21 protein-coding genes are annotated in these 26,319 nt (G+C 71.4%); 13 read left to right on the top strand and 8 right to left on the bottom strand.

Features of this window, described 5'->3' with window-relative positions; translation table 11 throughout:
* Positions 1-108 precede the first annotated feature (108 nt).
* The 5 genes from OG956_RS08040 to OG956_RS08020 all read left to right on the top strand — a co-directional run bounded on the left by OG956_RS08040 (position 109) and on the right by OG956_RS08020 (position 7,281).
* On the top strand, positions 109-1,209 hold the full coding sequence (locus tag OG956_RS08040; protein ID WP_330342773.1) for a sugar ABC transporter substrate-binding protein: 1,101 nt from the start codon (positions 109-111) through the stop codon (positions 1,207-1,209).
* 188 nt (positions 1,210-1,397) lie between these two features.
* Positions 1,398-2,198 (top strand): ATP-binding cassette domain-containing protein, encoded by an 801-nt coding sequence (locus tag OG956_RS08035; RefSeq protein WP_330337255.1) that lies wholly within the window; start codon positions 1,398-1,400, stop codon positions 2,196-2,198.
* A complete protein-coding gene (locus OG956_RS08030) occupies positions 2,195-3,505 on the top strand; it encodes a sugar ABC transporter permease (protein ID WP_330337254.1) in 1,311 nt (436 codons plus the stop codon). Before OG956_RS08035 ends, OG956_RS08030 begins: the two co-directional genes overlap by 4 nt.
* 136 nt (positions 3,506-3,641) lie before the next feature.
* Positions 3,642-5,606: a 1-deoxy-D-xylulose-5-phosphate synthase gene (dxs, locus tag OG956_RS08025; protein ID WP_330337253.1), complete on the top strand. Its 1,965-nt coding sequence runs from the start codon at positions 3,642-3,644 to the stop codon at positions 5,604-5,606.
* 154 nt (positions 5,607-5,760) lie between these two features.
* Positions 5,761-7,281 carry an amino acid permease gene (locus OG956_RS08020; protein ID WP_330337252.1) on the top strand — a complete coding sequence of 507 codons (1,521 nt, stop codon included), beginning with the start codon at positions 5,761-5,763 and terminating at the stop codon, positions 7,279-7,281.
* A gap of 75 nt (positions 7,282-7,356) precedes the next feature.
* On the opposite strand, the gene OG956_RS08015 is transcribed toward OG956_RS08020, so the two are convergent.
* A complete protein-coding gene (locus tag OG956_RS08015) occupies positions 7,357-7,755 on the bottom strand; it encodes an NTP pyrophosphohydrolase (RefSeq protein WP_330337251.1) in 399 nt (132 codons plus the stop codon).
* Between the two features lie 38 nt (positions 7,756-7,793).
* The gene (locus tag OG956_RS08010) at positions 7,794-8,789 is read right to left on the bottom strand and encodes a hypothetical protein (RefSeq protein WP_330337250.1); all 996 of its coding nucleotides are present in this window, start codon (positions 8,787-8,789) and stop codon (positions 7,794-7,796) included.
* Between the two features lie 20 nt (positions 8,790-8,809).
* Between OG956_RS08010 and OG956_RS08005 the strand changes: the two genes are divergently transcribed.
* The 6 genes from OG956_RS08005 to OG956_RS07980 all read left to right on the top strand — a co-directional run bounded on the left by OG956_RS08005 (position 8,810) and on the right by OG956_RS07980 (position 16,888).
* Positions 8,810-10,021, top strand: a complete 1,212-nt coding sequence (locus OG956_RS08005) for a CapA family protein (RefSeq protein WP_330337249.1) — start codon at positions 8,810-8,812, stop codon at positions 10,019-10,021.
* Between the two features lie 227 nt (positions 10,022-10,248).
* Positions 10,249-12,597, top strand: a complete 2,349-nt coding sequence (locus OG956_RS08000) for a HAMP domain-containing protein (protein ID WP_330337248.1) — start codon at positions 10,249-10,251, stop codon at positions 12,595-12,597.
* 6 nt (positions 12,598-12,603) lie between these two features.
* Positions 12,604-14,256: a poly-gamma-glutamate synthase PgsB gene (gene pgsB / locus OG956_RS07995; protein ID WP_330337247.1), complete on the top strand. Its 1,653-nt coding sequence runs from the start codon at positions 12,604-12,606 to the stop codon at positions 14,254-14,256.
* On the top strand, positions 14,253-14,735 hold the full coding sequence (locus OG956_RS07990; protein WP_330337246.1) for a poly-gamma-glutamate biosynthesis protein PgsC/CapC: 483 nt from the start codon (positions 14,253-14,255) through the stop codon (positions 14,733-14,735). The genes pgsB and OG956_RS07990 overlap by 4 nt, the downstream gene beginning before the upstream one ends.
* Before the next feature lie 36 nt (positions 14,736-14,771).
* Positions 14,772-15,824 (top strand): NlpC/P60 family protein, encoded by a 1,053-nt coding sequence (locus OG956_RS07985; protein ID WP_330337245.1) that lies wholly within the window; start codon positions 14,772-14,774, stop codon positions 15,822-15,824.
* 47 nt (positions 15,825-15,871) lie between these two features.
* Positions 15,872-16,888 carry a hypothetical protein gene (locus OG956_RS07980; RefSeq protein ID WP_330337244.1) on the top strand — a complete coding sequence of 339 codons (1,017 nt, stop codon included), beginning with the start codon at positions 15,872-15,874 and terminating at the stop codon, positions 16,886-16,888.
* Between the two features lie 51 nt (positions 16,889-16,939).
* Here the strand turns inward: OG956_RS07980 and OG956_RS07975 are convergent, their stop codons facing one another.
* The 5 genes from OG956_RS07975 to OG956_RS07955 form a co-directional block, all read right to left on the bottom strand.
* Positions 16,940-19,069 (bottom strand): 3-hydroxyacyl-CoA dehydrogenase NAD-binding domain-containing protein, encoded by a 2,130-nt coding sequence (locus OG956_RS07975; protein ID WP_330337243.1) that lies wholly within the window; start codon positions 19,067-19,069, stop codon positions 16,940-16,942.
* The gene (locus OG956_RS07970; protein ID WP_330337242.1) at positions 19,066-20,283 is read right to left on the bottom strand and encodes a thiolase family protein; all 1,218 of its coding nucleotides are present in this window, start codon (positions 20,281-20,283) and stop codon (positions 19,066-19,068) included. Before OG956_RS07970 ends, OG956_RS07975 begins: the two co-directional genes overlap by 4 nt.
* A gap of 272 nt (positions 20,284-20,555) precedes the next feature.
* Entirely contained in the window at positions 20,556-21,842 is a 1,287-nt protein-coding gene (locus tag OG956_RS07965) for a ribonuclease D (RefSeq protein WP_330337241.1), read from the bottom strand.
* A 423-nt stretch (positions 21,843-22,265) separates the two neighbouring features.
* Positions 22,266-22,922 (bottom strand): response regulator transcription factor, encoded by a 657-nt coding sequence (locus OG956_RS07960; protein ID WP_023545949.1) that lies wholly within the window; start codon positions 22,920-22,922, stop codon positions 22,266-22,268.
* Between the two features lie 281 nt (positions 22,923-23,203).
* On the bottom strand, positions 23,204-23,881 hold the full coding sequence (locus OG956_RS07955; RefSeq protein WP_330337240.1) for a DUF3000 domain-containing protein: 678 nt from the start codon (positions 23,879-23,881) through the stop codon (positions 23,204-23,206).
* A 171-nt stretch (positions 23,882-24,052) separates the two neighbouring features.
* Here OG956_RS07955 and hemE point away from each other — a divergent pair, with 171 nt between their 5' ends.
* A complete protein-coding gene (hemE, locus tag OG956_RS07950) occupies positions 24,053-25,093 on the top strand; it encodes a uroporphyrinogen decarboxylase (RefSeq protein WP_443065667.1) in 1,041 nt (346 codons plus the stop codon).
* 1 nt (position 25,094) lies between these two features.
* Here hemE and OG956_RS07945 read toward each other — a convergent pair whose 3' ends face one another.
* Positions 25,095-25,919 carry a rhomboid family intramembrane serine protease gene (locus tag OG956_RS07945; RefSeq protein ID WP_330337238.1) on the bottom strand — a complete coding sequence of 275 codons (825 nt, stop codon included), beginning with the start codon at positions 25,917-25,919 and terminating at the stop codon, positions 25,095-25,097.
* A 118-nt stretch (positions 25,920-26,037) separates the two neighbouring features.
* On the opposite strand from OG956_RS07945, the gene OG956_RS07940 reads away from it, so the two are divergent.
* Entirely contained in the window at positions 26,038-26,283 is a 246-nt protein-coding gene (locus OG956_RS07940; RefSeq protein WP_443065666.1) for a hypothetical protein, read from the top strand.
* The last annotated feature ends 36 nt before the right edge of the window (positions 26,284-26,319 follow it).

The following is a 26,319-nucleotide window of genomic DNA, read 5'->3' as shown; positions in this document are numbered from 1 at the left end:
CGTTAAGGATTTACTTCTTGACGTCGCACGTGTGGCCGAGTTGACTTCCAGCCACCTCGGCCGCAACGACGCGGCCTCGTCAGGGAGGTTTCTGAAGTGAACGCACGTATGCGTCGTGCCGCCGTTGCCATTGCCGCCGGTGCCATGGCGGTCTCGCTGGCCGCCTGTGGCAGTGCCAAGGAGTCGAAGGGCGGCAGCTCTTCCTCCTCGTCGCCGAAGAAGGGCGACAACATCAAGGTCGGTCTCCTGCTTCCGGAGAACAAGACCGCGCGTTACGAGAAGTTCGACCGCCCGCTGATCGAGAAGAAGATCAAGGAGCTGACGAACGGCAAGGCCACCATCCAGTACAACAACGCCCGGCAGGACGCGAACCTCCAGGCGCAGCAGGTCGACACCATGATCACCAACAAGGTGGACGTCCTGATCCTGGACGCGGTGGACGCCAAGGCCATCCAGAACTCGGTCCAGAAGGCCGTGGACGCCGGCATCAAGGTCGTCGCCTACGACCGCCTCGCCGAGGGCCCGATCAGCGCCTACACCTCGTTCGACAACGAGAAGGTCGGCGAGACCCAGGGCCAGGCCCTGCTGCAGGCGCTGGGCAGCAAGGCCGACAAGAAGTCGAAGATCGTCATGGTCAACGGCTCGGTCACCGACCCGAACGCCGCCCAGTTCAAGGCGGGCGCCCACAAGGTCCTCGACGGCAAGGTGACCATCGCCAAGGAGTACGACACCAAGGAGTGGTCGCCGGACAACGCCAACTCCGAGATGGAGGCGGCGATCTCCGCGGTCGGCAAGAAGAACATCGCGGGCGTCTACTCGGCCAACGACGGCATGGCCGGCGGTATCATCACCGCCCTCAACGCCGCGGGCATCAAGGTCCCGGTCACCGGCCAGGACGCCGAGCTCGCCGGTGTGCAGCGCATCGTCGCCGGCACCCAGTACATGAGCGTCTACAAGCCGTACGCCCCCGAGGCCGAGGCCGCCGCCACGATGGCCGTCGACCTGGCCCAGGGCAAGTCGCTGGACTCCGTCGCCAAGGACAAGGTCTCCAGCAACTCCCAGAAGGACGTCCCCTCGGTGCTCGTCCCGGTCACCGCGCTGACCAAGGACAACATCAAGGACACCGTCATCAAGGACGGCGTCTACACCGCGGCCGACATCTGCACCGCCGACTACAAGGCGGCCTGCGACAAGCTCGGCCTGAAGTAAGCGGCGTCAAGTCCCTTCCCCGGAACCGGCATTCGTCCTTGAATGCCGGTGGGGAAGCCGACTGACCGCCCCCGGCTCCTGAAGGCGTCCCGCGCATCACACAGCCCCGCAAGCTCGGCGCGGGGCGCCCGAAGGAACACCCCCCAATCTTTCTGCACAACCTCCCGCCGGGTCAGGCGGCGAAGGAGATGGTTCACGTGTCCGCTACGCCCGTGCTGGCGTTGCGCGGGGTCTCCAAGCGATTCGGTGCCGTCCAGGCGCTCACCGACGTAGAGCTTGAGGTCCACGCCGGTGAGGTGGTCGCCCTGGTGGGCGACAACGGCGCCGGAAAGTCCACGCTGGTCAAGACGATCGCCGGCGTGCACCCGATCGACGAGGGTGTCATCGAGTGGGACGGCAAGCCCGTCACCATCAGCCGGCCCCACGACGCCCAGGCACTGGGCATCGCGACGGTCTACCAGGACCTCGCGCTGTGCGACAACATCGACGTCGTCGGCAACCTGTTCCTCGGCCGTGAGCTGAGGAAGTGGGGTGTGCTGGACGAGGTCGAGATGGAGCGCCGCTCCCGCGAGCTGCTCACCACGCTGTCCATCCGCATCCCGAGCGTCCGCATCCCGATCGCCTCGCTCTCCGGCGGTCAGCGCCAGACGGTGGCCATCGCCCGCTCCATGCTCGGCGACCCCAAGCTGGTCATCCTCGACGAGCCCACCGCCGCCCTCGGCGTCGAGCAGACCGCACAGGTCCTCGACCTCGTGGAGCGCCTGCGCGAGCGCGGCCACGCCGTCATCCTCATCAGCCACAACATGGCGGACGTGAAGGCGGTGGCCGACAAGGTCGCCGTCCTGCGCCTCGGCCGCAACAACGGCGTCTTCGAGGTCAAGACGACCTCGCAGGAGGAGATCATCTCCGCCATCACCGGCGCCACCGACAACGCAGTGACCCGCCGTGCGGCCCGCACCTCCGGCGCGAACGGGGAGGTTTCCAAGTGAGCATCGACAAGACCTCCGCGAACCTCGGCAACACGGCCGCGCAGGACGAGCCCGTCGTCGAGAACCCCGAGGCCGCGGCCGCCGCGGTCACCGCGGTCGACCCGCGCCTGCTGGTCCAGCAGGAGGGCCTGCTCGGCTACTGGCACGAGTTCAAGCGCAAGATGAAGGCCGGCGAGCTGGGCTCCATCCCGGTCGTGCTGGGCCTCGCGATCATCTGCGTCATCTTCCAGGTGCTGAACTCCGAGTTCCTGTCCGCGCAGAACATCAACGACATCACGATCACGATGGTCGGCACGGGCATGATCTCGGTCGGCATCGTGTTCGTGCTGCTGCTCGGCGAGATCGACCTGTCGGTCGGCTCGGTCAGCGGCGCGGCCAGCGCCCTCGCCGGCGTCCTCGCGGTCAACCAGGGCTGGCCCGAGTGGGCGGCCGTCCTCGTCGCCGTCGCCGCCGGCATCGCCATCGGCGCGCTGCACGGCTTCTTCTTCGCGGTGCTCGGCGCCCCCGCCTTCGCCGTGACCCTGGCCGGTCTGCTGTTCTGGCTCGGCTTCATGCTGAAGGTGCTGGGCGCGGACGGCACGATCAACCTCGACCCGCACGGTCTGGTCGGCAAGCTCACCACGTACTACTTCTCGGACGTGGCCGCCGCCTACGGACTCGCCGTCGTCGTGGTCGGCGTGTTCTTCCTCACCTCCTTCCTCGCCAACCGCCGCCGGCAGGCCGTGGGCGTCCCCTCCCGGCCGCTGAGCGACACGATCCTGCGGACCGTGCTGCTGGCCGTGGTCTCCTTCGCCGCGGCGTACATGTACAACCAGTACAAGGGCCTGCCGCTGGCCACGGTGATCTTCCTGGCCTTCCTGATCGCCACGGACTTCGTGCTGCGGCGCACCTCCTACGGGCGCAAGATCTTCGCGCTCGGCGGCAGCGTCGAGGCCTCCCGGCGTGCGGGTATCAACGTCACCGCGGTGCGGATCTCCGTGTTCGCCATCTCCGGCGGCTTCGCGGCGATCGGCGGTCTGTTCCTGGCGTCGAAGATCGCCTCGGCCAACCAGAGCGCCGGTACCGGTGACCTGCTGATGAACGCGATCGCCGCGGCCGTCATCGGCGGTACGTCGCTCTTCGGCGGACGGGGCCGCACCTGGAACGCGCTGCTCGGTGTGCTGGTGATCGTCTCCATTCAGTACGGTCTGCAGCTGGAGTCCATCGCCGAGCCGGTGAAGTACATGATCACCGCCGCGGTCCTGCTCACCACGGTCGTGATCGACTCCATCACGCGCAAGACGCAGAAGACGGCCGGGCGTGCGTAACGCGTAGGCCGCCTCACGCGGGACCAGTGCCCGGCACGGGAAACGTGCCGGGCACTGTCGTGTCCGGCAAAGCGTGAACATTAGACTCGGGCGAGCCCGGCGAAAGCTCGATCAGCTCTATTGCAAGGAGGCACGGGTGCCGCTGCTGACCCGCATCAGGGGACCGCGCGATCTGGACCGGCTCAGCCTGGAGGAGCTGGACCAGCTGGCGGAGGAGATCCGGACCTTCCTCGTCCAGGAGGTCTCCAAGACCGGCGGGCACCTGGGCCCCAACCTCGGCGTGGTGGAGCTGACCATCGCCCTGCACCGGGTCTTCGACTCGCCGAAGGACAAGGTGCTCTGGGACACCGGCCACCAGTCCTACGTGCACAAGCTGCTCACGGGTCGGCAGGACTTCTCCCGGCTGAAGATGAAGGGCGGCCTGTCCGGCTACCCCTCGCAGGCCGAGTCCGAGCACGACGTCATCGAGAACAGCCACGCCTCCACGGTGCTCGGCTGGGCGGACGGCATCGCCAAGGCCAACCAGCTCAAGAAGCGCGACAGCCGCGTCGTCGCCGTCATCGGTGACGGCGCCCTCACCGGCGGCATGGCCTGGGAGGCCCTCAACAACATCGCCGACGCCAAGGACCGCCCGCTGGTCATCGTCGTCAACGACAACGAGCGGTCGTACGCGCCCACCATCGGCGGTCTCGCCAACCACCTGGCCACCCTGCGGACCACCGACGGCTACGAGCGGTTCCTCGCCCGCACGAAGGAGCTGCTGGAGCGCACCCCGGTCGTCGGCAGGCCGCTGTACGAGACCCTGCACGGGGCCAAGAAGGGGTTCAAGGACTTCATCGCCCCGCAGGGCATGTTCGAGGACCTGGGCCTGAAGTACGTCGGCCCGATCGACGGCCACGACATCGAGGCGCTGGAGTCGGCGCTGGCGCGCGCCAAGCGGTTCGGCGGGCCGGTCATCGTGCACTGCCTCACCGAGAAGGGCCGCGGCTACCAGCCCGCCCTGCAGGACGAGGCCGACCGGTTCCACGCCGTCGGCAAGATCCACCCGGACACCGGCCTGCCGATCGCCAGCTCGGGCGCCGACTGGACGTCCGTCTTCGGCGACGAGATGGTCAGGCTGGGGGAGGAGCGGGAGGACGTCGTCGCCATCACGGCGGCCATGCTCCAGCCCGTCGGCCTGGACAAGTTCGCCAAGCGGTTCCCCGAACGGGTGTACGACGTCGGCATCGCCGAGCAGCACGGCGCCGTCTCCGCCGCCGGCCTCGCGTACGCCGGGCTGCACCCGGTCTTCGCGGTGTACGCCACCTTCCTCAACCGCGCCTTCGACCAGGTCCTCATGGACGTCGCCCTGCACAGGTGCGGGGTGACCTTCGTGCTGGACCGGGCCGGCATCACCGGCACCGACGGCGCCTCCCACAACGGCATGTGGGACATGTCGATCCTCCAGGTCGTGCCGGGCCTCAGGCTCGCCGCGCCGCGCGACGCCGAGCAGGTCCGGGCCCAGCTGCGGGAGGCCGTCGCCGTCGACGACGCGCCGACCGTGGTGCGCTTCTCCAAGGGCGCCGTCGGCCCCGCCGTACCCGCCGTGGGCCGGATCGGCGGCATGGACGTGCTGCGCGAGCCCGGCGCCGACCGGCCGGACGTGCTGCTGGTCTCCGTGGGCGCCCTCGCCCCGATGTGCCTGGAGATCGCCGGCCTGCTCGACAAGCAGGGCATCTCCACCACCGTCGTCGACCCGCGCTGGGTCAAGCCCGTCGACGAGGCCATGGCCCCGCTCGCCGAGCGGCACCGGGTCGTCGTCACCGTCGAGGACAACAGCCGCGTCGGCGGCGTCGGCTCCGCGATCGCGCAGGCCCTGCGCGACGCCGGGGTGGACGTGCCGCTGCGCGACTTCGGCATCCCGCCGCGCTTCCTCGACCACGCCTCCCGCGCCGAGGTCCTCGCCGAGATCGGCCTGACCGCCCCGGACATCGCCCGCCAGGTCACCGGACTGGTCGCCAAGCTCGACGGCATCCCCCACTCCCGGCTCCGCCCGAGCGGGGAGAGCGCCGCCGACCGTACGGCCGCCGAGGTGGACTCGGTCGAGCCCGCGCGCGACTGATCCGGAACCCGCCCCGCACGGGCCGGTCCCGCCACTCCTTGCGGTGGCGGAACCGGCCCGCTTGCGTGAACCTGCCTGTGCCGGGGCATACGCATCCCGACCCTCTCGATCATGACGGGCCAGGGCGTGGCCCCCGAGCGTGGGAGGTAGGTACGTGAGCAGCGCGCTGTTCAGGACGAAGAACGTCGAGCAGTCCATCCAGGACACCGAGGAACCGGAGCATTCGCTCAAGAAATCCCTCTCCGCGCTGGATCTGACCGTCTTCGGCGTCGGCGTCATCATCGGCACCGGCATCTTCGTCCTCACCGGACAGGTCGCCAAGAACAACGCCGGCCCGGCGGTGGCCCTGGCCTTCGTGGTGGCCGGCGTGGTCTGCGCGCTCGCCGCCCTCTGCTACGCCGAGTTCGCGTCCACGGTCCCCGTGGCGGGCTCGGCGTACACGTTCAGCTACGCCTCCCTGGGCGAGCTGCCCGCCTGGATCATCGGCTGGGACCTGGTCCTGGAGTTCGCGCTCGGTACGGCGGTGGTGGCGGTCGGCTGGTCCGGCTACATCCGCTCCCTGCTGGACAACGCCGGCTGGCACCTGCCGGACTACCTGGCCAGCCGGGACACCGCCTCCGGCTTCGGCTTCGACATCCTCGCCGCCGCCCTGGTGCTGGTGCTCACCGGCATCCTCGTCCTCGGCATGAAGCTGTCGGCCCGGATCACCTCGCTCGTCGTGGCCGTCAAGGTGGCCGTCGTCCTCATCGTGATCGTCGCGGGCGCCTTCTTCGTGAACTCCGCCAACTACACGCCGTTCATCCCGCACCCCCGGCCGGTGTCGGCGGGCGGGAACCTGAAGGCCCCGCTGATCCAGCTGATCTTCGGCTGGGCGCCCGCCGACTTCGGCGTGATGGGCATCTTCACCGCCGCCTCGGTGGTGTTCTTCGCGTTCATCGGCTTCGACATCGTCGCCACGGCCGCCGAGGAGACCCGCAACCCGCAGCGGGACATGCCGCGCGGCATCCTCGGCTCCCTGTTCATCTGCACCGTGCTGTACGTCGCCGTCTCCATCGTGGTCACCGGCATGCAGAAGTACTCCAAGCTGTCCGTGGACGCGCCGCTCGCCGACGCCTTCAAGGCCATCGGGCACCCCTGGTACGCGGGTGTCATCAGCTTCGGCGCCGCCGTCGGCCTGACCACGGTCTGCATGATCCTGCTGCTCGGCCAGACCCGGGTGTTCTTCGCGATGAGCCGCGACGGGCTGCTGCCGCGCTTCTTCTCCCGCGTCCACCCGCGCTTCCGCACCCCGCACCGGCCGACCATCCTGCTCGGCGTGATCATCGCGATCGTCGCCGGCTTCACCAGCCTGAGCGAGCTGGCCGAGCTGGTGAACATCGGCACGCTCTTCGCGTTCGTCGTCGTCGCGATCAGCGTGATCATCCTGCGCCGGACCCGCCCGGACCTGCCGCGCGCCTTCCGCACCCCGTGGGTGCCGGTCATCCCGGTCCTGTCGGTGTGCGCCTCGCTGTGGCTGATGCTCAACCTGCCGGCCGAGACCTGGCTGCGGTTCGCGATCTGGATGGTGATCGGTTTCGTCGTCTACTTCTTCTACGGCCGCACGCACAGCCGGCTGGCCCCGGGCCGGCAGGCCCCCGCCGAGGAGCCCCGGCCGTCCCCCGGAGACAACCGGTGACCGCCCGCCCCGGGCGGCTCCACGTCTCGTCCGGCGGCATCCGGGGGCCGGCCCGGTGCCGTACCCGTGCCGCGCTCAGCCCAGTACCGTACGCGGCCCGGTGACCTCGGCCCCGTGTTCCCGGACCCGGCGGCGCAGCTCCCGGTCGGCCGTGACGACGAGGCACGGGCGGTCGCCGGCCGCCGCCGCGAGATCCACGATGCGGTCGTCGCCGCTGCCCGGCGCGTCCTCGACGCGCACCCCGGGCACCGAGGCCACGCCCCTGGCTGCGCCCTCCACCACCAGGACCAGCTCCAGCGGACCGGGCAGGCCGGGCACGCCGGTCCGGGCGAGCGGCGCCAGCCGGTCGCGCAGGCGCTCGGCGGCGCTCCGGCGGTCCCGCCACCAGCCGTCGGGCACCGAGCCCACGACGTTCGCGCCGTCGACGACGAGCAGGGGCAGGGGCTCACGCCCGGCGCCCGAGGGATCCGTCATAGCGGTGGCAGCCTTGCTGTCGCGTGCTCCTGGGGGGCTCAGTCTGTCACGGGTGCCGCGGACGCGGGCCGTGCCGGTTCCCGGGCCCACCGGCCCGTGACCGCGGCGATCGCGGCCGCCGCCCGCTCGGCCGGCCCGCCGCCGGCGCGCACCTCGGGGGAGAACTCGACGTGCAGGAACGGCACATGGTCGGCGTCGGCCACCATGCCCTGCACGTTCGTACGGCCCTCCAGCGGACAGGACCGCGCCCAGGCCCGGCACACCCGCAAACCCCGGGCGTGCAGGGCGTCGGCCAGCTCGCGGCCGTCCTGCCGGCCCGCCGACCCGGCGCCGGTGGAGGCGACCACGTCGTAGCCGGGCACGGCGGAGGCGGCGAAACCGTGCAGCTGGACGCCGGGCATCCCGCGCCGGGCCAGCTCGGCGCAGATCGCGTGGAAGACGGTGTCCGTGCGGTGCGCCACGTCCGCGGAGTTGCCGGCCCCCGCTTTGCGGTGTGCGCCCGCGATCACCAGCACCCCGCCGGGCGAGCCCCGCAGCACCCGCACGCCCAGCTGCTCGGTGCCCAGGTCGAAGCCGGGGTGCGGAACCTGCACCGACCAGCTCGGGCGGTGGTCCAGGTCGAGGTAGACCCGGCCCCAGCCGCGCGGCGCCACCGCGGAGTCGGTGCGGTCCGCGACCTCGGCGTAGCGGCGTCCGGTGGGCCGGTCGACGACCGTGCGCACGGTGAAGTCCCGTTCCGCGAGCCGCCGTTCCGCTGGGGCGCGCCGTCCGTCGAGCAGCAGGCCGATCGCCGCGGCGATGTCCTCGCGGTCGGCCCGACCGGGCGGCAGATACCCCTGCCCGGGGCCGAACCGGCGCGTGTAGTCCGCCACCTCCCGCGCCAGGTCGATCCGCGCGGCCCCCTTCGTGCCGGGCCGGCCGGCGTCGTCCGCATCACCCCCGGCCCGGAGCCGGCTGGTGAGACCGACGGCGACAGCGGCGATGACCAGCAGAAGTGCTGCGATCGTTATGGTGCGTGAGCGAGGGGCTCTCATGGTTGTATCAAGATATCCCGGTGAACAGACGTAGCCGGACCCTGCTGTCCCTGCTGACCCCGCTCTCCCTGCTCGCCGCCGTCTCGGGCTGCGGCCTCCTCTCCGACGACGCCCAGGGCGGCGGGCGCTCCTTCACCGTCGCGGCCGCCGGGGACATCCTCATGCACCCCGAACTGGTCGACCAGGCGCGCAAGGACGCGCAGCGCACCGGCAAGGGCGTGGACGGCATGGACTTCGGGCCGATGATGGCCGGCATCAAGCCGGTGATCAGCAAGGCGGACCTGGCGATCTGCCACTTCGAGCCGGTGATGGGCCCGGCGCAGGGCCCCTTCGCGGGCTTCCCCGACTTCCAGGTGCCGCCGCAGCAGGCGAAGACCATCAAGGACATCGGCTACGACACCTGTTCCACCGCCTCCAACCACACCCTCGACCACGGCTACGACGGTGTGAAGCGCACCCTGGACGCCCTGGACGCCGCCGGCCTGAAGCACACCGGCTCCGCCCGCACCGAGAAGGAGGCGGACACCCCGCTGATCATGGACGTCAAGGGCGTCAAGGTCGCGCAGCTCTCCTACGCGTACGGCTTCAACGAGCCGCACAGGCTGCCGAAGGACAAGCCCTGGCTGGCCAACCTCCAGGACCTCGGCCGGATCAGGGCCGCCGAGCAGCGGGCCCGCAAGGCCGGCGCCGAGGTGGTGATCCTCTCCCTGCACTGGGGCCGCGAGCACCACCCGGAACCGTCGGCCGCGCAGCTCTCCTTCGCCCGGCAGATCGCCCGGAACACCGGCATCAACCTGGTCGTCGGCCACCACGCGCACGTCGTGGAGCCGCTGGAGAAGGTCGGCGGGACCTGGATCTCCTACGGGCTCGGCAACCAGATCGCCCGGCACGAGGTGCCGACCGGTCTGACCGAGGAGGGCGTGATCGCCTGGTTCACCTTCACCGAACACGGCAAGGGTCACTGGGACGTCCAGCCGCGTTTCGAGCCGACGCTGCTGACGATCCCGCCGGACGCGGAAAACGTCCGCGACGGCGGCACCGCCGACCGCACCGGCGAGGACGCCAAGGACTACCGCCTGCTGGACGTGCCGGCCGCGCTCCGCGACGACCACGGACTCTCCGACGCCCAACGGGCCCGGCTGCGGCTGGCCTTCGAGCGCACCGAGGGCACCCTCCTCAACCGCGGCGCGGGTGCCGACGGACTCAAGCCGCTCACCCCGCTGCCCGCATAGGCGCCGTACCGGTCCCGAACCGCACGGCATTTGTCCGTCCTTATCCGACTCGTGCTCGATGTTGCGCAGATCACGTGGGACTTACTGCAACTTAACCGGCCTCTTGTCTGTCTGAGGTTTCCGGGCGCGGTCTTTTCATGTGCGCGCCCGGACCGCATTTCACGAGGAGACCTCCTGTGGCGTCACCGCCCCCGGCGCGGCAGCACAAAGCCCGCCGCCGAGCCGACATGTCGCTGATCGGAGGCATCCGTCCGCCGATCGCGGTCCTCTCGGTGCTGTTGCTGACGCTCTCGGGCATCACGGCCCTGGTGCTGGGACGCGTCGACACCACGGGCGTACCGAAGGCGGTGCTGACCTCCCAGCAGCACTTCGCCGAGGACGGCGCCATCGCGCTGCGCGCCTCCATCGACGAGTCCGTCAAGGACGTCACCCGGTCCGCCGCACTCTTCAGCGCCGGACAGCCGGTCACCGGCGACGCCGTCCTCGACAAGCTCGGCAGCACCTACCAGAAGTGGATGGGCACCGCCGTCGTCGAGATCCGCACCGGCAAGCTGGTCGCGGCCCGCGGCGAGACGGTGCCGCTGACCTCCGTGGACCTGTCCTCGCTCAGCGGCGAGGACGGGCTGGCCCCGCGCATGGTCCAGCAGAAGAACGGCGAGGTACGGCTGCTGTCCTTCGGACTGCTGACCTGGCCGGGCAAGCCGCAGCTGCTGCTGGTCGCCTCCCGGAACCTGAAGTTCCCCGGCATCAGCCTCGGCCAGTTCCGCTCCATCGCCGTCGTCGACTCCGGCGGCACGATCCTCAGCGAGGACGGCATCGCGGACCCCGCGTCCGCGCGCAACAGCATCGACCGCAAGGACCTCACGGCCTCCCGCGAGCAGCTGACGGAGTTCGCCCGGCAGGCCGCCCGCCGCGCCCAGCAGGACCCGCGCAGCAGCAGGGAACCCGGCACCGGCGGCTACCAGGGCGTCAGCGGCAGCCTGCTCGGCGGCAAGCTGGCCGGCGACCGCTCCGTCGCCGGATACGCCACGCTCGCCGCGTCCGCGCCCGGCGAGCGCACCACCGCCACCGGGCTCGGCCTGTCCGTGGTCTCCATGGTCAGGGTGACCGAGGAGTCCGGCCGGGCCCAGTCCCCGGTGTTCGGGCTGGCCACGGGCGGCGCCCTGCTCGTCGTCGGCGCCCTGGCCGTGGCGGTGCTGCTGGGCACCGTGCAGCGCCCGCTGCTGAGGCTGTTCCTGGAGTCCCGCCGGCTCACCCGCGGCGACCTGACCCGGCCCGTCACCGTCCCCGGCTACGGCGAGGCGCACCGCATCGGAGGCGCCCTGGAACGGCTGCGCCGCCAACTGCTCGGCGAGAGCCCGGAGTCCACCGGCCCCGTCGTCCGCCCGAGCGGGGTGCGCCGGGTCGGCACCCGCGCCCTCCTCGCGGTCTGCGCCGTCCTGCTGCTGGCCTGGTCCGCTCCGCTGATGCTGCTGGTCAACCGGGCCGGCAGCAGCGCCGAGGTGCCCCGGCAGCTCGTCAACGACCAGCGCGAACGCACCGACACGCTCAGCGACCGGGTCCGCCGCGCCCTCAACGAGGGCGACGCCGACCTGCAGTCCGTCGCCTCCCTCATCGGCGACAAGACCTCGCCCGAGGCGATGGAGAGGGTGCTGGAACGCACCTACAACGAGAACAGGCGCTACCGCTCCCTCTACGTCGTCGACGCGCACGGTGCGATCCAGGCCCGCGAGGGCAAGAAGCCCAAGGTGATCCAGGCCAACCGGGTCTCCGACAAGCCGCTCAGGCTGCTCGGCCGCGGCGGCAAGGAGCCCGTGGTCGTCGCCGCCGCCGAGATACCCGGCCGCGGCGGCGCCCGGCTGGTCGGCGAGTTCCGCGTCGAGTTCTTCAACGCCCTGCTGACCCGGCCGGGCCTCGGCGTGGTCCGGCTCGTGGACGACCAGAGCAAGGTCATCGCCGGCAACACCGGCTTCCTCGCCTTCCAGTCGCTGCCCGACGGCCACCTCAAGGACCTCGTCGAGGCCAGCACCCAGCGGCTCGGCAAGAAGCCGCAGCCGAGCGGCGTGCTCTACCGGGACAACGGGCTGCGCATCGCCGCCGCCGCGCCGTTCTCCGGCGGCGGGTCGGCCCAGTCGCTGCACTGGAGCGTGGTCAGCTGGCAGCCCGTCGACCACCTGCCCATCCCGGAGTACGACACCCAGAACCGCACCGTCCTCGCCGGTCTGCTCGGCGCCGCCGCGGCCGTCGCCTGCCTGGGCTGGCTGCACATGGTCGTCGCCCGGCCGATGCGCACCCTCGCCGACCGGGCCGAGGCACTGGCCGACGGCGACCGCAAGACCGTGCTCTTCCCGCAGCACCACGACGAGGTCGGCGCCGTCACCCGCTCCCTGGAACTGATCCGCCAGCAGCTGCAGGACCAGCGCAGGCAGCAGCCCCGCCGCACCCCGCCGCCCCGCCCCAACCCGCCGGGGACGGACGGGCCGCGCCAGGACCCGCCCGAACGGTACGCGCAGCCGCCGTACCAGGAGCCGTACCCCCCGCAGCAGTACCCGCCCCAGCAGTACACAAGGAACTGATCACCCGTGCTCTTCCTCTACACCGTGCTGCTGGTCTGCTGCGCGATACTGCTCGCCGCGGGCGTCATCGAGCAGCGGCGGCACTTCACCAACCTGGACCACATCCCCACCCGCGTCCTGGTCAACGGCATCCGCGGCAAGTCCTCCATCACCCGGCTGTGCGCGGGCGCCCTGCGCGGCGGCGGCCTCACCACCGTCGCCAAGACGACCGGCACCGCGGCCCGGTTCATCCACCCGGACGCCACCGAGGAGCCGGTCTACCGCAAGTTCGGCATCGCCAACGTGGTCGAGCAGATCGGCATCGTGCGCCGGGCCGCCGCCTACAAGCCGGACGCGCTGGTCATCGAGTGCATGGCCGTCATGCCCGCGCTGCAGGAGATCAACCAGTCCAAGCTGATCCGCTCCACCATCGGCGTGCTGTGCAACGTCCGCGAGGACCACCTGGCCGAGATGGGCCCCACCCTGGACGACGTGGCCCGCTCGCTGTGCCGCTCGATGCCCGAGGACGGCATCTGCGTCACCGCCGAGAAGGACCGCTTCCACATCCTCCAGGAGGAGGCGGACGCCCGTAACTGCAAGCTCGTCTACGCCGACCCCGACACCGTCACCGACGAGGAGCTGCGCGGGTTCAGCTGGTTCACCTTCAAGGAGAACGTGGCCATCGCCCTCGCCGTCGCCGAACTCCTCGGCGTGGACCGCGAGACGGCCCTGCAGGGCATGTACGACGCCCCGCCGGACCCCGGTGTGCTCTCCGTCGAGCGCTACCTGACGCACGACGGCAAGAAGCTGCGCTTCGCCAACGTCTTCGCGGCCAACGACCCCGAGTCGACGCTGATGAACATCAACCAGCTGCTCGACCTCGGCGCCATCCACCGCCCCCTCAACGTGGTCATCAACTGCCGCCCCGACCGCGTCGAACGCAACGGCCAGATGGGCGAGATCATCCCCGACCTCGACCCCGAGCGCGTCTTCGTCATCGGCCACCCGGCCAAGTCCGCCATCGACGCGATCCCCGCCGAGTTCCGCTCGCGCGCCGTGGACCTCGGCGGCGACAGGCGGGACGCCGAGGAGTTCATGGGGAAGATGCTGGACATGCTCGGCCCCGACTCGTCGATGGTCGCGATCGGCAACATCCACGGGCAGGGCGAGATCCTGCTGGAGCACCTGGCCGAACTGCCGCCGGACGAGAGCGCCGACGAGCCGGCGCCTCCCGCCGCCACGGCACCGGCCCGCCGGACCGAGCACGCGCCGGACGGGACCGACTCCTCGGAGACCATGCAGCTCTACGCGCCCCGCATCGACCCCTACCAGCACTACTCGGAGGCGTACGAGTCGCGCTACGCCCAGCACCAGCAGCCGTACGTCCCCCGGCTGCCGGCGCAGCGCGACGCCGCCCGCCCCCACCGGCACGAGGATCCGGGGCACGGGACCGGACACGAGCGGGCGCAGTCGTACGGCGCCTGGACCGAGCCCCAGCCGCACCCGGCCGGCCCGCCCGCCCCCGCCGAGCCGCAGGCGGCCGCCGTGCCGCAGGCGCCCGCCGACCGCGGCCGGGCGGACGAACCGGACCGCTCGCGCGGCCTGTTCGAACCCCGCTTCCCGCCCCAGCCTTCCGCCGACGACAGCCAGCAGTGGCACAGCCCAGGAGAACAGCGTTGATCCCCTCCGTCCTCACCCCCGAGATCGCCGCGATCGGCATCGGCCTGGGCCTGATGTTCTCGCTCATGTGCTACCTGACGACCAACCTGTCGCCGGGCGGCATGATCACTCCGGGCTGGCTCGCGCTCACGCTCATCGAGGACCTCCAGCGGGCCGCGCTCGTCGTCGGCGTGACCGTGCTGACGTACCTCGCCACGCTGCTCATGCAGAAGTACGTGATCCTCTACGGCAAGCGGCTGTTCGCGGCCGTCGTGCTCAGCGGCGTGCTCATCCAGGCCACCGTGATCATCGTGCTGCAGATGGAGTTCCCGCTGCTGTACGCCAACCAGACGCTCGGCTTCATCGTGCCGGGCCTGGTCGGCTACCAGCTGGTCCGCCAGCCCAAGGGCGCGACCCTGCTGTCCGTCGGCACGGTCACCCTCGCCACCTACGTGGTGCTGACCGCCGGCATCCTGCTCGGCGCCATGCCGTCCGCCTGAACCGCCCGAACCCGACGCATCACTGGAGCCCCCACCATGCCGAAGCGCAAAGGCCGACCCGTCGTCCACGCGGTGACGGTCCTGGCGCTGCTCGCGGGCAGCGCCTACTTCACCTACGAACTGCGCAAGGACGAGCAGGCGAAGCTCCCGGCCGCCCAGACCATCACCGAGAACCTGCACAGCTCGGGCGGGGCGACCGGCAAGCAGACCTGGGAACGGCTGAACAACCCGGCCCGCTCGGTGCTGCGCGACGGCAAGGGCGCGGTCATCGCCACCTTCACCGACGGCGCCCGCACCGCCACCCTCAAGGGCCCGACCCGCACCTTCAGCGAACCGTCCAACACCAGCACCAAGCTGGTCACCGACGACTGGGTGCGCCTGATGCCGGAGCCGTGGACCAAGGGCGCCGAGAAGCAGCAGTGGTTCAAGGACTGGTTCAAGCAGTACTACGGCAGCGAGGAGGACGACATCTTCGCGTTCGCCTTCCAGTACATCGTGGGCGCGCCGGTCAAGAAGGACGACCAGGGCATCCAGTACGCGGGCCACGCCTACTACGGCCCCCTGAAGACCGACGGCGTCGACCGCTACGAACAGACCGACTTCTACGACTACCTGGGCATCCCGTACACCTTCCGGGACGGAGTCACCAAGTACCCGCAGCAGGACCGGCTGCGCTCGGTGGACTGCTCCGGCTATCTGCGCCTGGTCTACGGCTACCGCGCCCGCTACCCGCTGATGTCCGACAACGACCACGGCGACGGGCTGCCGCGCACCGCCGACGGCATGGCCCGCGGCAAGGAGGGCGTGGACATCATCAAGCTCCAGGGCCCGAGCCCGTGGTACACCCGGCCGCAGAACATCGACGTGCTCCAGCCCGGTGATCTGCTGTTCTTCAAGATGGACCACCGCACCGGCAACCACATGGACCACTCCGCGATCTACCTCGGCCCGGACACCGAGGGCCACAAGATCTTCATCTCCAGCCGCAAGGAGCAGAACGGGCCGACCATCGGCGACCAGGGAGGTGTCTCGCGCCTCGACGGAAACGGCTTCTACGCCAAGCTGTTCCGCAGCGCCAAGCGGCTGTGAGCATCCCGGGCGCGGGCCGCGTGGGACCCACGGATCAGGGTGATCCGGTGAGCGGCGACTGGCTTCTGCGCGGCCGCGACGGCCGGCTCAGTGTCTACCAGCTGTCGGGCGACGCCGTCCTGTGCCGGGCGGAACGCGAACCCGGCGGCCCCTGGACGACCCCGCGCAAGGTCGGCGGCGACCAGCGGCTGCACCCCGTCCTGGCGATCGGCCAGGGCGCCGACGGCTACGCCCACCTGGTCTCCTGGCGGCCCACCGTCAAGGGCGAGTCGGGACTCGTCCACTCCACCCACTTCCGGCCGCGTCTCGCCGCCCTGGACTGGAGCCCGGTCGGCCATCCGCGGAAGAAGGGCGACCGCACGGGCACGCCCGCGGTCGCCGTCGACGCCGAGGGCCGCGCGCATGTCTTCGTGCCCGACGGGCAGGGCGGGGTGCGGCTGCTAGCCCAGAAGGAGAAGGGCGGCTGGGAAGCCTGGCGGGACCTGGAGGGGGAGCAGGTCCGGGACGGGCTCGCGGCGGTGACGGGGGAGTCCGGCCGGGTCGAGCTGTACGCGGCCGCCTCCGACGGGATCCTCCACTGGCGCCAGGAGAAGCCGGGCGCCGAACCGGTCCTGACGCAAGCCCTGCGGACCCCGGTGCGACCGGGCACCCTCCACGCCCTGGCCACCTCGCCCGGGAGCACGACCCTCTACTACACCGACACCTCGGGCGACCTGTGCGCCTGGCGCCCCGGGGTCGAGCCGGCCGTCCTGCTGCCGGCGGCCGGCTCCGGCCCGGTCTCGGCGGTCCGCTGCGACCTCGACGGCCACGACTGCACCCTGCTCGCCCAGCGCTCGGCGAGCGGCCGCGTCGCCTTCGCCGCGTATCCCACGGAACAGGAGTCTGCGGGCGCCTGGTGGACCGAGTCGGGCCCGCGGCTGCCCGTGGACGCGACGGTGTCCCTCGCCACCGACGCCGACGGCCGGGTGGCCGCGGCAACGTTGTCGCCGTCGACCGGACAGCTCCTGCTGACCCGCCGCAAGGACGAGCCCGGACTGGCGCTGGAGGCGTGGCGGCAGGTCTGAGCACGCGGAAGGGCCCCCGCCGCGGCGGGGGCCCTTCCTGCTGTCACGAGGTCACGCCGGAACCGACGCCACGCCCGGCTGAAGGAACTTCTTGCCGTTCACGCGCTCCGAGACGCCCTCGCGGTCCAGGTACGGCGTGATGCCGCCCAGGTGGAAGGGCCAGCCGGCACCGGTGATCAGGCACAGGTCGATGTCCTGGGCCTCGGCGACGACGCCCTCGTCGAGCATGAGCCCGATCTCCTGCGCCACCGCGTCGAGGACACGGGCGCGGACCTGCTCCTCCGTCAGCACGACGTCGCCCTGCTTCAGCAGCGCGGCGACCTCCGGGTCCAGCTCCGGCTTGCCGCTGTCGTAGACGTAGAAGCCGCGCTTGCCCGCCTCCACGACCGCCTTGAGGTTCGGGGAGACCTTGAAGCGGTCCGGGAAGGCCCCGTGCAGGGTCTCCGAGACGTGCAGACCGATCGCCGGGCCGACCAGCTCCAGCAGCACCAGCGGGGACATCGGCAGACCGAGCGGCTCGATGGCCTTCTCGGCGACCTCGACCGGGGTGCCCTCGTCGATGACGTTCTGGATCTCGCCCATGAAGCGGGTCAGGATGCGGTTCACGACGAACGCCGGGGCGTCCTTGACCAGGACCGCCGTCTTCTTCAGCTTCTTGGCGACGGCGAACGCCGTGGCCAGGGAGGCGTCGTCGGTCTTCTCGCCGCGGACGATCTCCAGCAGCGGCAGCACCGCGACCGGGTTGAAGAAGTGGAAGCCGACGACCCGCTCGGGGTGCTTCAGCTTCGACGCCATTTCGGAGACGGACAGCGAGGAGGTGTTGGTGGCGAGGATCGCGTGCGCCGGGGCGACCGCCTCGACCTCCGCGAACACCTTCTGCTTGACGCCCATCTCCTCGAACACCGCTTCGATGACGAAGTCGGCGTCCGCGAAGCCCTCCGCCTTGTCCAGGACACCGGTGACCAGGGCCTTGAGGCGGTTGGCCTTGTCCTGGTTGATCCGGCCCTTGCCGAGCAGCTTGTCGATCTCGGCGTGGACATAGCCGACGCCCTTGTCGACGCGCTCCTGGTCGATGTCGGTCAGCACGACCGGCACCTCCAGGCGGCGCAGGAACAGCAGGGCCAGCTGCGAGGCCATCAGACCGGCGCCGACCACGCCGACCTTGGTGACCGGGCGGGCGAGGTTCTTGTCCGGGGCGCCGGCGGGACGCTTGCCGCGCTTCTGCACGAGGTTGAACGCGTAGATGCCGGCGCGCAGTTCGCCGCTCATGATCAGGTCCGCGAGGGCCTGGTCCTCGGCGTCGTAGCCCTGCTGCAGGTCGCCGTTCTTGGCGGCCGCGATGATGTCCAGGGCCCGGTAGGCGGCCGGGGCCGCGCCGTGCACCTTGGAGTCGGCGATGAACCGGCCCCGCTCGACCGCCTGGTCCCAGGCCTCGCCGCGGTCGATGACCGGGCGCTCGACCTGGATGTCGCCCTTGAGGACCTGCGCGGTCCACACCAGCGACTGCTCCAGGAAGTCGGCGCCCTCGAACAGGGCGTCGGCGATGCCGAGTTCGTGGACCTGCTTGCCCTTGAGCTGCTTGTTCTGGTTCAGCGAGTTCTCGATGATGACCGAGACGGCCTTGTCGGCGCCGATCAGGTTCGGCAGCAGGGTGCAGCCGCCCCAGCCGGGGACCAGGCCGAGGAAGACCTCGGGGAGCGAGAACGCCGGGACGGCCTTGGACACCGTGCGGTAGGTGCAGTGCAGACCGACCTCGACACCGCCGCCCATCGCCGCGCCGTTGTAGTAGGCGAAGGTCGGCACGGCCAGCGCGGACAGACGCTTGAAGACGTCGTGGCCGCCCTTGCCGATGGCGAGCGCGTGCTCGCGCTCCTTGAGGATCTCCACGCCCTTGAGGTCGGCGCCGACCGCGAAGATGAACGGCTTGCCGGTGATGCCGACGCCGACGATCTCGCCGTCCGCCGCCTCCTTCTCGACCTGGTCGATGGCGGCGTTGAGGTTCGCCAGCGAGCCGGGGCCGAAGGTGGTCGGCTTGGTGTGGTCGAAGCCGTTGTCCAGCGTGATCAGCGCGAAGCGGCCGGCGCCGAACGGCAGGTCGAAGTGGCGTACGTGCGCGCTGGTGACGACCTCGTCGGGGAACTGCTCGGAGGCCTGCTTCAGAAGCTCGGCGGTGGTGCTCACTTGTCCCCCTCGAAGTGCGGGTTCTCCCAGATGACCGTCGCGCCCATGCCGAAGCCGACGCACATGGTGGTCAGGCCGTAGCGGACCTGCGGCTGCTCCTCGAACTGGCGGGCCAGCTGCGTCATCAGCCGGACGCCGGAGGAGGCCAGCGGGTGACCGAAGGCGATGGCGCCGCCGTACTGGTTGACGCGCTCGTCGTCGTCCGCGATGCCGTAGTGGTCGAGGAAGGCCAGCACCTGCACGGCGAAGGCCTCGTTGATCTCGAACAGGCCGATGTCGGAGATCGACAGGCCCGCCTTGGCGAGGGCCTTCTCGGTCGCCGGGATCGGGCCGTAGCCCATGACCTCCGGCTCGACGCCCGCGAAGGCGTAGGAGACGAGCCGCATCTTCACCGGCAGGCCGTGCTCGCGGGCGAAGTCCTCGCTCGCGATGATCGAGGCGGTGGCGCCGTCGTTCAGACCGGCCGCGTTGCCGGCGGTGACCCGGCCGTGCACGCGGAACGGCGTCTTCAGGTTCGCCAGGTTCTCCAGCGTGGTGCCCGGCCGCATCGGCTCGTCCTGCGTCACCAGGCCCCAGCCGGTCTCGCCGCCCTCGGGGTTGGTGCGGCGTACCGAGATCGGCACCAGGTCCTGCTGGATCTTGCCGTTGGCGTACGCCTTGGCGGCCTTCTCCTGCGAGCGGACCGCGTACTCGTCGGCGCGCAGCTTGGTGATGTGCGGGTAGCGGTCGTGCAGGTTCTCCGCGGTCATGCCCATGAACAGGGCCGACTCGTCGACCAGCTTCTCGCTCACGAACCGCGGGTTGGGGTCCACGCCCTCGCCCATCGGGTGGCGGCCCATGTGCTCCACGCCGCCGGCGATGACGGCGTCGTAGGCGCCGAAGGCGATGGAGCCGGCGGTGGTCGTCACGGCGGTCATCGCACCGGCGCACATGCGGTCGATGGAGTAGCCGGGCACCGACTGCGGCAGTCCGGCGAGGATGCCGGCCGTACGGCCGAGGGTGAGCCCCTGGTCGCCGATCTGCGTGGTGGCCGCGATGGCGACCTCGTCGATCTTCTTCGGGTCCAGACCGGGGTTGCGGCGCAGCAGCTCCCGGATCGCCTTCACGACGAGGTCGTCGGCGCGGGTCTCGTGGTAGATGCCCTTCGGGCCCGCCTTGCCGAACGGGGTGCGGACGCCGTCGACGAAGACGACGTCCCTGACGGTACGAGGCACGATGGCTCTCCTCCAGGGTGCGGGGTGGCACTACTGCTGCGCGGCACGCTGAGCGCCCGCTCAGGACACATGCTACTTACGAGTAACGTAACTGCCCAGTCCCCTCGCCGCGAGCGGCGAACGTCACACCGCCGGGACGGCGGACGGAAGGAGGGCCCGCCCGCCGGGTACGGCCGTCCACCGCAGCGTCCGCGTCCCGTTCCCCTTCACGCCGGCCCAGGATCTTGGCGCGATCTCGACGGCCTGCCGCGCGGGGCGGCCGGGTGGCGGGCTCAGGCGCGGGCGGTCAGCGCGCGCACCAGCACGGGCGTGACCAGTTCCACCTGCCACGGCCGCGCGCCGTAGCCGGCCAGCGCGGACTCCACGGACTCGGTGTCGACGACCTGCGGCGGCTCCCAGCAGATCCGCCGCACGGTATCCGGGGACACCAGGTTCTCCTGGGGCAGGTTGAGCTGCTCGGCCAGCGCCGTCACCCCGGCCCGCGCCGCGGACAGCCGGGCCGCGGCGGCGGGGTCCTTGTCGGCCCAGGCGCGCGGCGGCGGGGGGCCGGTCACGGGCTGCCCCGGCTGCGGCAGCGCGGAGTCCGGCAGGGCCCTGGCCCGGTCGACCGCCGCCTGCCACTGCTCCAGCTGACGCCGCCCCATCCGGTGCCCGAAGCCGTTCAGCTGGGCCAGGGCGTGCACATTGGCCGGCAGCGCGAGCGCGGCCTCGACGATGGCCGCGTCACTGAGCACCTTGCCCGGCGACACGTCCCGGCGCCGCGCGATCCGGTCCCGCGTCTCCCACAGCTCCCGTACGACACCGAGCTGCCGGCGCCTGCGCACCTTGTGCATCCCGGACGTGCGGCGCCACGGGTCCTTCCGGGGCTCGGCCGGGGGCGCGCTCGCGATCGCGTCGAACTCCTGCAGGGCCCACTCCAGCTTGCCCTGCCGGTCCAGCTCCTTCTCCAGGGCGTCCCGCAGGTCGATCAGCAGCTCGACGTCCAGGGCGGCGTAGCGCAGCCACGGCTCGGGGAGCGGCCGGGTCGACCAGTCGACGGCGGAGTGGCCCTTCTCCAGCACGAAGCCCAGCACGTTCTCGACCATGGCGCCGAGGCCGACCCGCGGGAACCCGGCGAGCCGCCCGGCCAGCTCGGTGTCGAAGAGCCGGGTCGGGACCATGCCTATCTCGCGCAGGCAGGGCAGGTCCTGGGTGGCGGCGTGCAGGTCCCACTCGACGCCGGACAGGACCGTGCCGAGAGCGGACAGGTCGGGACAGGCCACGGGGTCGATCAGCGCGGTGCCTGCGCCCTCGCGGCGCAGCTGCACCAGGTAGGCGCGCTGGCCGTAGCGGTAACCGGAGGCGCGCTCGGCGTCGACGGCGACGGGCCCGGAGCCCGCGGCGAACGCGGCGACCACGTCGGCGAGGCCGGCCGGGTCGGCGATGACGGGGGGAACGCCCTCGCGCGGCTCGAGCAGCGGTGTCGGCGCCCCCGTCACAGAAGATCCTGCGGCGTCCGGAGGGGTGCCTCCGGTGGTGCGCGGGGAGCAGTCTGCTGCGGTGTCTTGGGCGTCGGTCACCTGTCAAGAGTATCCGTGTGTCGACGGCGCCCGTCGACGGAACGTTCCGCCGACGGGCGCGGGAGGGTCGTAAACCAGTCACGTCGGTGAAAGCCGCGGTTCACACGAGTGAACCGCGCGCTGCCCCGAACGGCCGGAGCGCCGGGGCCCGCGACCGGCTCGCGGAGGGGCCGGGTCCGGCGGAAGGCCGTGGCCGGGTCGCGGCCGGTCCTGCGGCCGGCTCGGGGGTCGGCCCAGGGATCGGTTCCGAGGAGGGTCCGGTGTCGGGTCGCGGGCCGGCTCGGCGGCCGGTTCCGCGGAGGTCTGGTGATCGGGTCGGTGGCGGTTCGGGGATCGGGTCGGTGGCGCTTCGGTGATCAGGTCGGTGGCGCTTCGGTGATCAGGTCGGTGCGCGGCCCGGCGGTGGGGGCGGCGCGCGGTGGTTCAGTGGATGATGCCGGTGCGCAGGGCCACGGCCACCATGCCGGCGCGGTCGCCCGTGCCCAGCTTGCGGGCGATGCGGGCGAGGTGGCTCTTGACGGTCAGGGCGGACAGGCCCATGGAGACGCCGATCGCCTTGTTCGACTGCCCCTCCGCGACCAGTCGCAGCACCTCGACCTCGCGTCCGGACAGCTCGCGGTAGCCGCCCGGGTGGCTCGGGGCACCCGGGGGGCGGCGGTGCATGCGGGCGGCGCCGAGGGGAGCGGCGCCGGGCCGGGTGGGCAGGCCGATGTTGGTGCGGGTGCCCGTGACGACGTAGCCCTTGACCCCGCCGGCCAGGGCGTTGCGCACCGCGCCGATGTCGTCGGCGGCCGACAGCGCCAGCCCGTTGGGCCAGCCCGCGGCGCGGGTCTCGGACAGCAGGGTCAGGCCGGAACCGTCCGGCAGGTGGACGTCGGCGACGCAGATGTCGCGGGGGTTGCCGATGCGGGGACGAGCCTCCGCGATGGACGAGGCTTCGATGACATCGCGCACGCCGAGCGCCCACAGATGGCGGGTGACGGTGGAGCGCACGCGCGGGTCGGCCACGACCACCATGGCGGTCGGCTTGTTCGGGCGGTAGGCGACCAGGCTTGCGGGCTGCTCGAGGAGAACGGACACCAGGCCTCCTGGGTGGGGGGACGGGGCCGGCTTGTGGGGATGAAGCCGGGACGAACCGTGCTTTCAAGGTCACAGTCGTCTTCGGCAGCAAACTCGTCCGCCTTTAGAGAATGATCACGATCTAGTGAGTAACAATCCGTGCAATTCGGACACGCGATCGATCATCCGAAGATCGAGTCGGTTCGCGTGTAGGCGATTCGGGGTCGGAAAGTGGCCGTATCGACAAAGAGATGGTCAATAAGCCGCCCATGCGGATGAACGTCGCCCGTCCGGCGGCTGCGTCACCGGGGCTGCGGACCCCTGCGCTGCGGCAGCGTCACCACCGAGGTGTCGCCCGGACCGGCCGGCGGCAGCCCCGCGACCTGCGCCAGCAGATCGCACCAGGAGGCCAGGTGCGAGGCCGTGTCCGGTACCCCGCCGAGCCCCTCGCGCGGCGTCCAGGACGCCCGGATCTCGATCTGCGAGGCCGCCGGCCGCTCGCCCAGACCGCCGAAGTAGTGCGAGCTCGCCCGGGTGATCGTGCCGCTCGGCTCGCCGTAGCCGAGCCCGCGCGCCTGCAGCGCCCCCGTCAGCCACGACCAGCACACCTCGGGCAGCAGCGGATCGGCCGCCATCTCCGGCTCCAGCTCCGCGCGCACCAGGGTCACCAGCCGGAACGTGCCGCGCCAGGCGTCGTGGCCCGCCGGGTCGTGCAGCAGCACCAGCCGTCCGTCGGCCAGCTCCTGCTCGCCGTCCACGACCACGGCCTCCAGCGCGTACGCGTAGGGGGCGAGCCGCTGCGGGGCGGGCGTGGCCTCCACCTCGACCTGCGGCCGCAGCCGGCAGCTGCGCAGGGAGTCGACCGCGGCACGGAAAGCCGGCGGCCCCGGAGATCCGGAACGCCGGTCCGCCTCCTCGGTGTCCTTCATGTCGTCCATTCCGTCAGCGCTGTCCGACATTCGTCCGTGAGCCGCAGCCATGCGGGGAAGAGTAAGGGGAACGGAGCCTTCGTGCAGGGCAAGACACATACGCGGCCCAGGCAGTGGCACCCGGCGGGGGCGGCGAGCGGGCCGGCCGGCGCTCCCCCCGCACACCCGGCGGGTCCCGCCGCGGCGGCATGCGAAACTTGCCCCGTGACCGCGAACAGCAGCATGCAGCCGACAGCAACGTACGACAGCGCCTTCCTCAAGGCGTGCAGGCGCGAGCCCGTGCCGCACACCCCCGTGTGGTTCATGCGCCAGGCCGGCCGCTCGCTGCCCGAGTACCGCAAGGTGCGCGAGGGCGTGCCGATGCTCGAGTCCTGCACGCGGCCCGAGCTGGTCACCGAGATCACGCTGCAGCCGGTGCGCCGGCACCACGTCGACGCGGCGATCTACTACAGCGACATCGTCGTGCCCCTGAAGGCCATCGGCATCGGCCTCGACATCAAGCCCGGCGTCGGCCCGGTCATCGACGAGCCCGTCCGCACCCGTGCCGACCTGGCCCGGCTGCGCGACCTGACCCCCGAGGACGTGCCGTACGTCACCGAGGCGGTCGGCATGCTGACGAAGGAGCTCGGCGCGACCCCGCTGATCGGCTTCGCGGGCGCGCCGTTCACCCTCGCGAGTTACCTGGTCGAGGGCGGTCCGTCCCGCACGTACGAGAACGCCAAGGCGATGATGTACGGCGACCCGGAGCTGTGGGCCGACCTGCTGGACCGGCTCGCCGACATCACGGCCGCCTTCCTGAAGGTGCAGATCGAGGCCGGCGCCAGCGCGATCCAGCTGTTCGACTCCTGGGTCGGCGCCCTCGCCCCGGCGGACTACCGGCGCTCGGTCATGCCGGCGTCCGCGAAGGTCTTCGACGCCGTCGCCGGCTACGGCGTACCCCGCATCCACTTCGGCGTCGGCACCGGCGAGCTGCTGCAGCTCATGGGCGAGGCAGGCGCGGACGTCGTCGGCGTCGACTGGCGGGTCCCGCTGGACGAGGCGCAGCGCCGCGTCGGCCCCGGCAAGGCGCTCCAGGGCAACCTGGACCCGACGGTGCTGTTCACCGACAAGGACATCGTCGAGGCCCGGACCCGCGAGGTGCTGGACGCGGCCGCCGGCCTGGAGGGGCATGTCTTCAACCTCGGCCACGGCGTGCCGCCGAACACCGACCCGGACGCGCTGACCCGGCTCGCGGAGTACGTCCACACCGCGACCGCGCGCTGACTCACCAGGTGTAGCGGGGCCGCGCCCGCCTGCCGAACAGCAGGCCGCGCGGCTCCGGCGGGGGCGGGGTGCCGGGCTTGAGCGGCCAGGCCAGCAGCATGCCCGCGACGAAGCCGACCACGTGCGCCGCGTACGCCACGGTGCCGGCGCTGGAGACGCCCTCGCCGGCCGAGTACACCGCCTGCAGCGCGAACCAGAAGCCCAGCACCAGCCAGGCGGGCAGCCTGAGCGGCAGGAAGACCAGGAACGGCACGAGGACCCACACCCGCGCCCTCGGCCAGAGCACGATGTAGGCGCCGAGCACCCCGGCGATCGCGCCGGATGCGCCGATGAGCGGATCGCCGGAGGCGGCGTTGAGCAGCGCGAAGCCGTATCCGGCCGCGTAACCGCAGACGACGTAGAAGAGGAAGAAGCGGATGTGGCCCATCCGGTCCTCGACGTTGTTGCCGAAGATCAGCAGGAAGAGCATGTTCCCGAGCAGGTGCAGCCAGCTGCCGTGCAGGAACATCGCCGTGAACACCGACAGCGCCGGCGACTTGTCGTAGCCGGGCGGGGCGACCACGCAGCCCGGGCCGTGCGGGCCGACGCCGACCTGTCCCGTCGGCACCAGCCGCGGCATCTGATGGTGGATCAGTTCCCGCGGCACCGCCGCGTAGTGGTCCGTGAAGGCCTGCAGATGGCACAGGTCGGCCAGGCTGCTGCCGCCGGCCACGGAACCGGCTATGCCGGGCGTGTTGATGAACACCAGCACGTTGACGGCGATGAGCGCGTACGTCACCCAGGGGGTGCGGCGCACCGGATTCACGTCATGAACGGGGATGACCACACAGAAGTAGTGCCCGGGATGCGGCGGGCGAATCGGTGAACGGCGCCGGGCGGCCGTGCGTATCTGTCCTCAACCGACGTGAGGACAGGCGATGACGAACGCTCCGCAGCTTCAGCAGATGCAGGCACTGCCCGACGGCGAGGCCGAGCTGTCTTTGGTGGTACGGATCCCGTGGGAGGACGTCGCACGGCTCGGTCAGGAAACGGGGCGGCTCGCCTCGCAGATGGGGCGGCCGGTCACGCTGGACGAGGCCGTCAGCTACCGGCTGCGGTCCACCCGGCCCACGGCCACGCACGCCAAGCCCGCGGGCGAGCAGCCCCCGGCCGCGGTCTCGGCTCTGCCGCGGATCAGCGGGACGGCCTAGGAAGCCCGGTGCGGCCGGTCGCGCCGTTCCTCCTCG

Origin of the sequence: Streptomyces sp. NBC_00557 (assembly GCF_036345995.1) — a bacterium.
GTDB lineage: Bacteria > Actinomycetota > Actinomycetes > Streptomycetales > Streptomycetaceae > Streptomyces.
The sequence above is the reverse complement of the archived record's forward strand: the minus strand, read 5'-3'. Positions and strand labels throughout refer to the sequence as shown.

Bases quoted from the DNA above. Each gene is read 5' to 3' on its own strand.
- OG956_RS08040 (WP_330342773.1), top strand. From the start codon at position 109: ATGCGTCGTGCCGCCGTTGCCATTGCCGCCGGTGCCATGGCGGTCTCG.
- OG956_RS08035 (WP_330337255.1), top strand. From the start codon at position 1,398: ATGGTTCACGTGTCCGCTACGCCCGTGCTGGCGTTGCGCGGGGTCTCC.
- OG956_RS08015 (WP_330337251.1), bottom strand. From the start codon at position 7,755: ATGACGGATCCCTCGGGCGCCGGGCGTGAGCCCCTGCCCCTGCTCGTC.
- OG956_RS08010 (WP_330337250.1), bottom strand. From the start codon at position 8,789: ATGAGAGCCCCTCGCTCACGCACCATAACGATCGCAGCACTTCTGCTG.
- OG956_RS08000 (WP_330337248.1), top strand. From the start codon at position 10,249: ATGTCGCTGATCGGAGGCATCCGTCCGCCGATCGCGGTCCTCTCGGTG.
- OG956_RS07985 (WP_330337245.1), top strand. From the start codon at position 14,772: ATGCCGAAGCGCAAAGGCCGACCCGTCGTCCACGCGGTGACGGTCCTG.
- OG956_RS07955 (WP_330337240.1), bottom strand. From the start codon at position 23,881: ATGGCTGCGGCTCACGGACGAATGTCGGACAGCGCTGACGGAATGGAC.
- hemE (WP_443065667.1), top strand. From the start codon at position 24,053: ATGCAGCCGACAGCAACGTACGACAGCGCCTTCCTCAAGGCGTGCAGG.
- OG956_RS07940 (WP_443065666.1), top strand. From the start codon at position 26,038: ATGCAGGCACTGCCCGACGGCGAGGCCGAGCTGTCTTTGGTGGTACGG.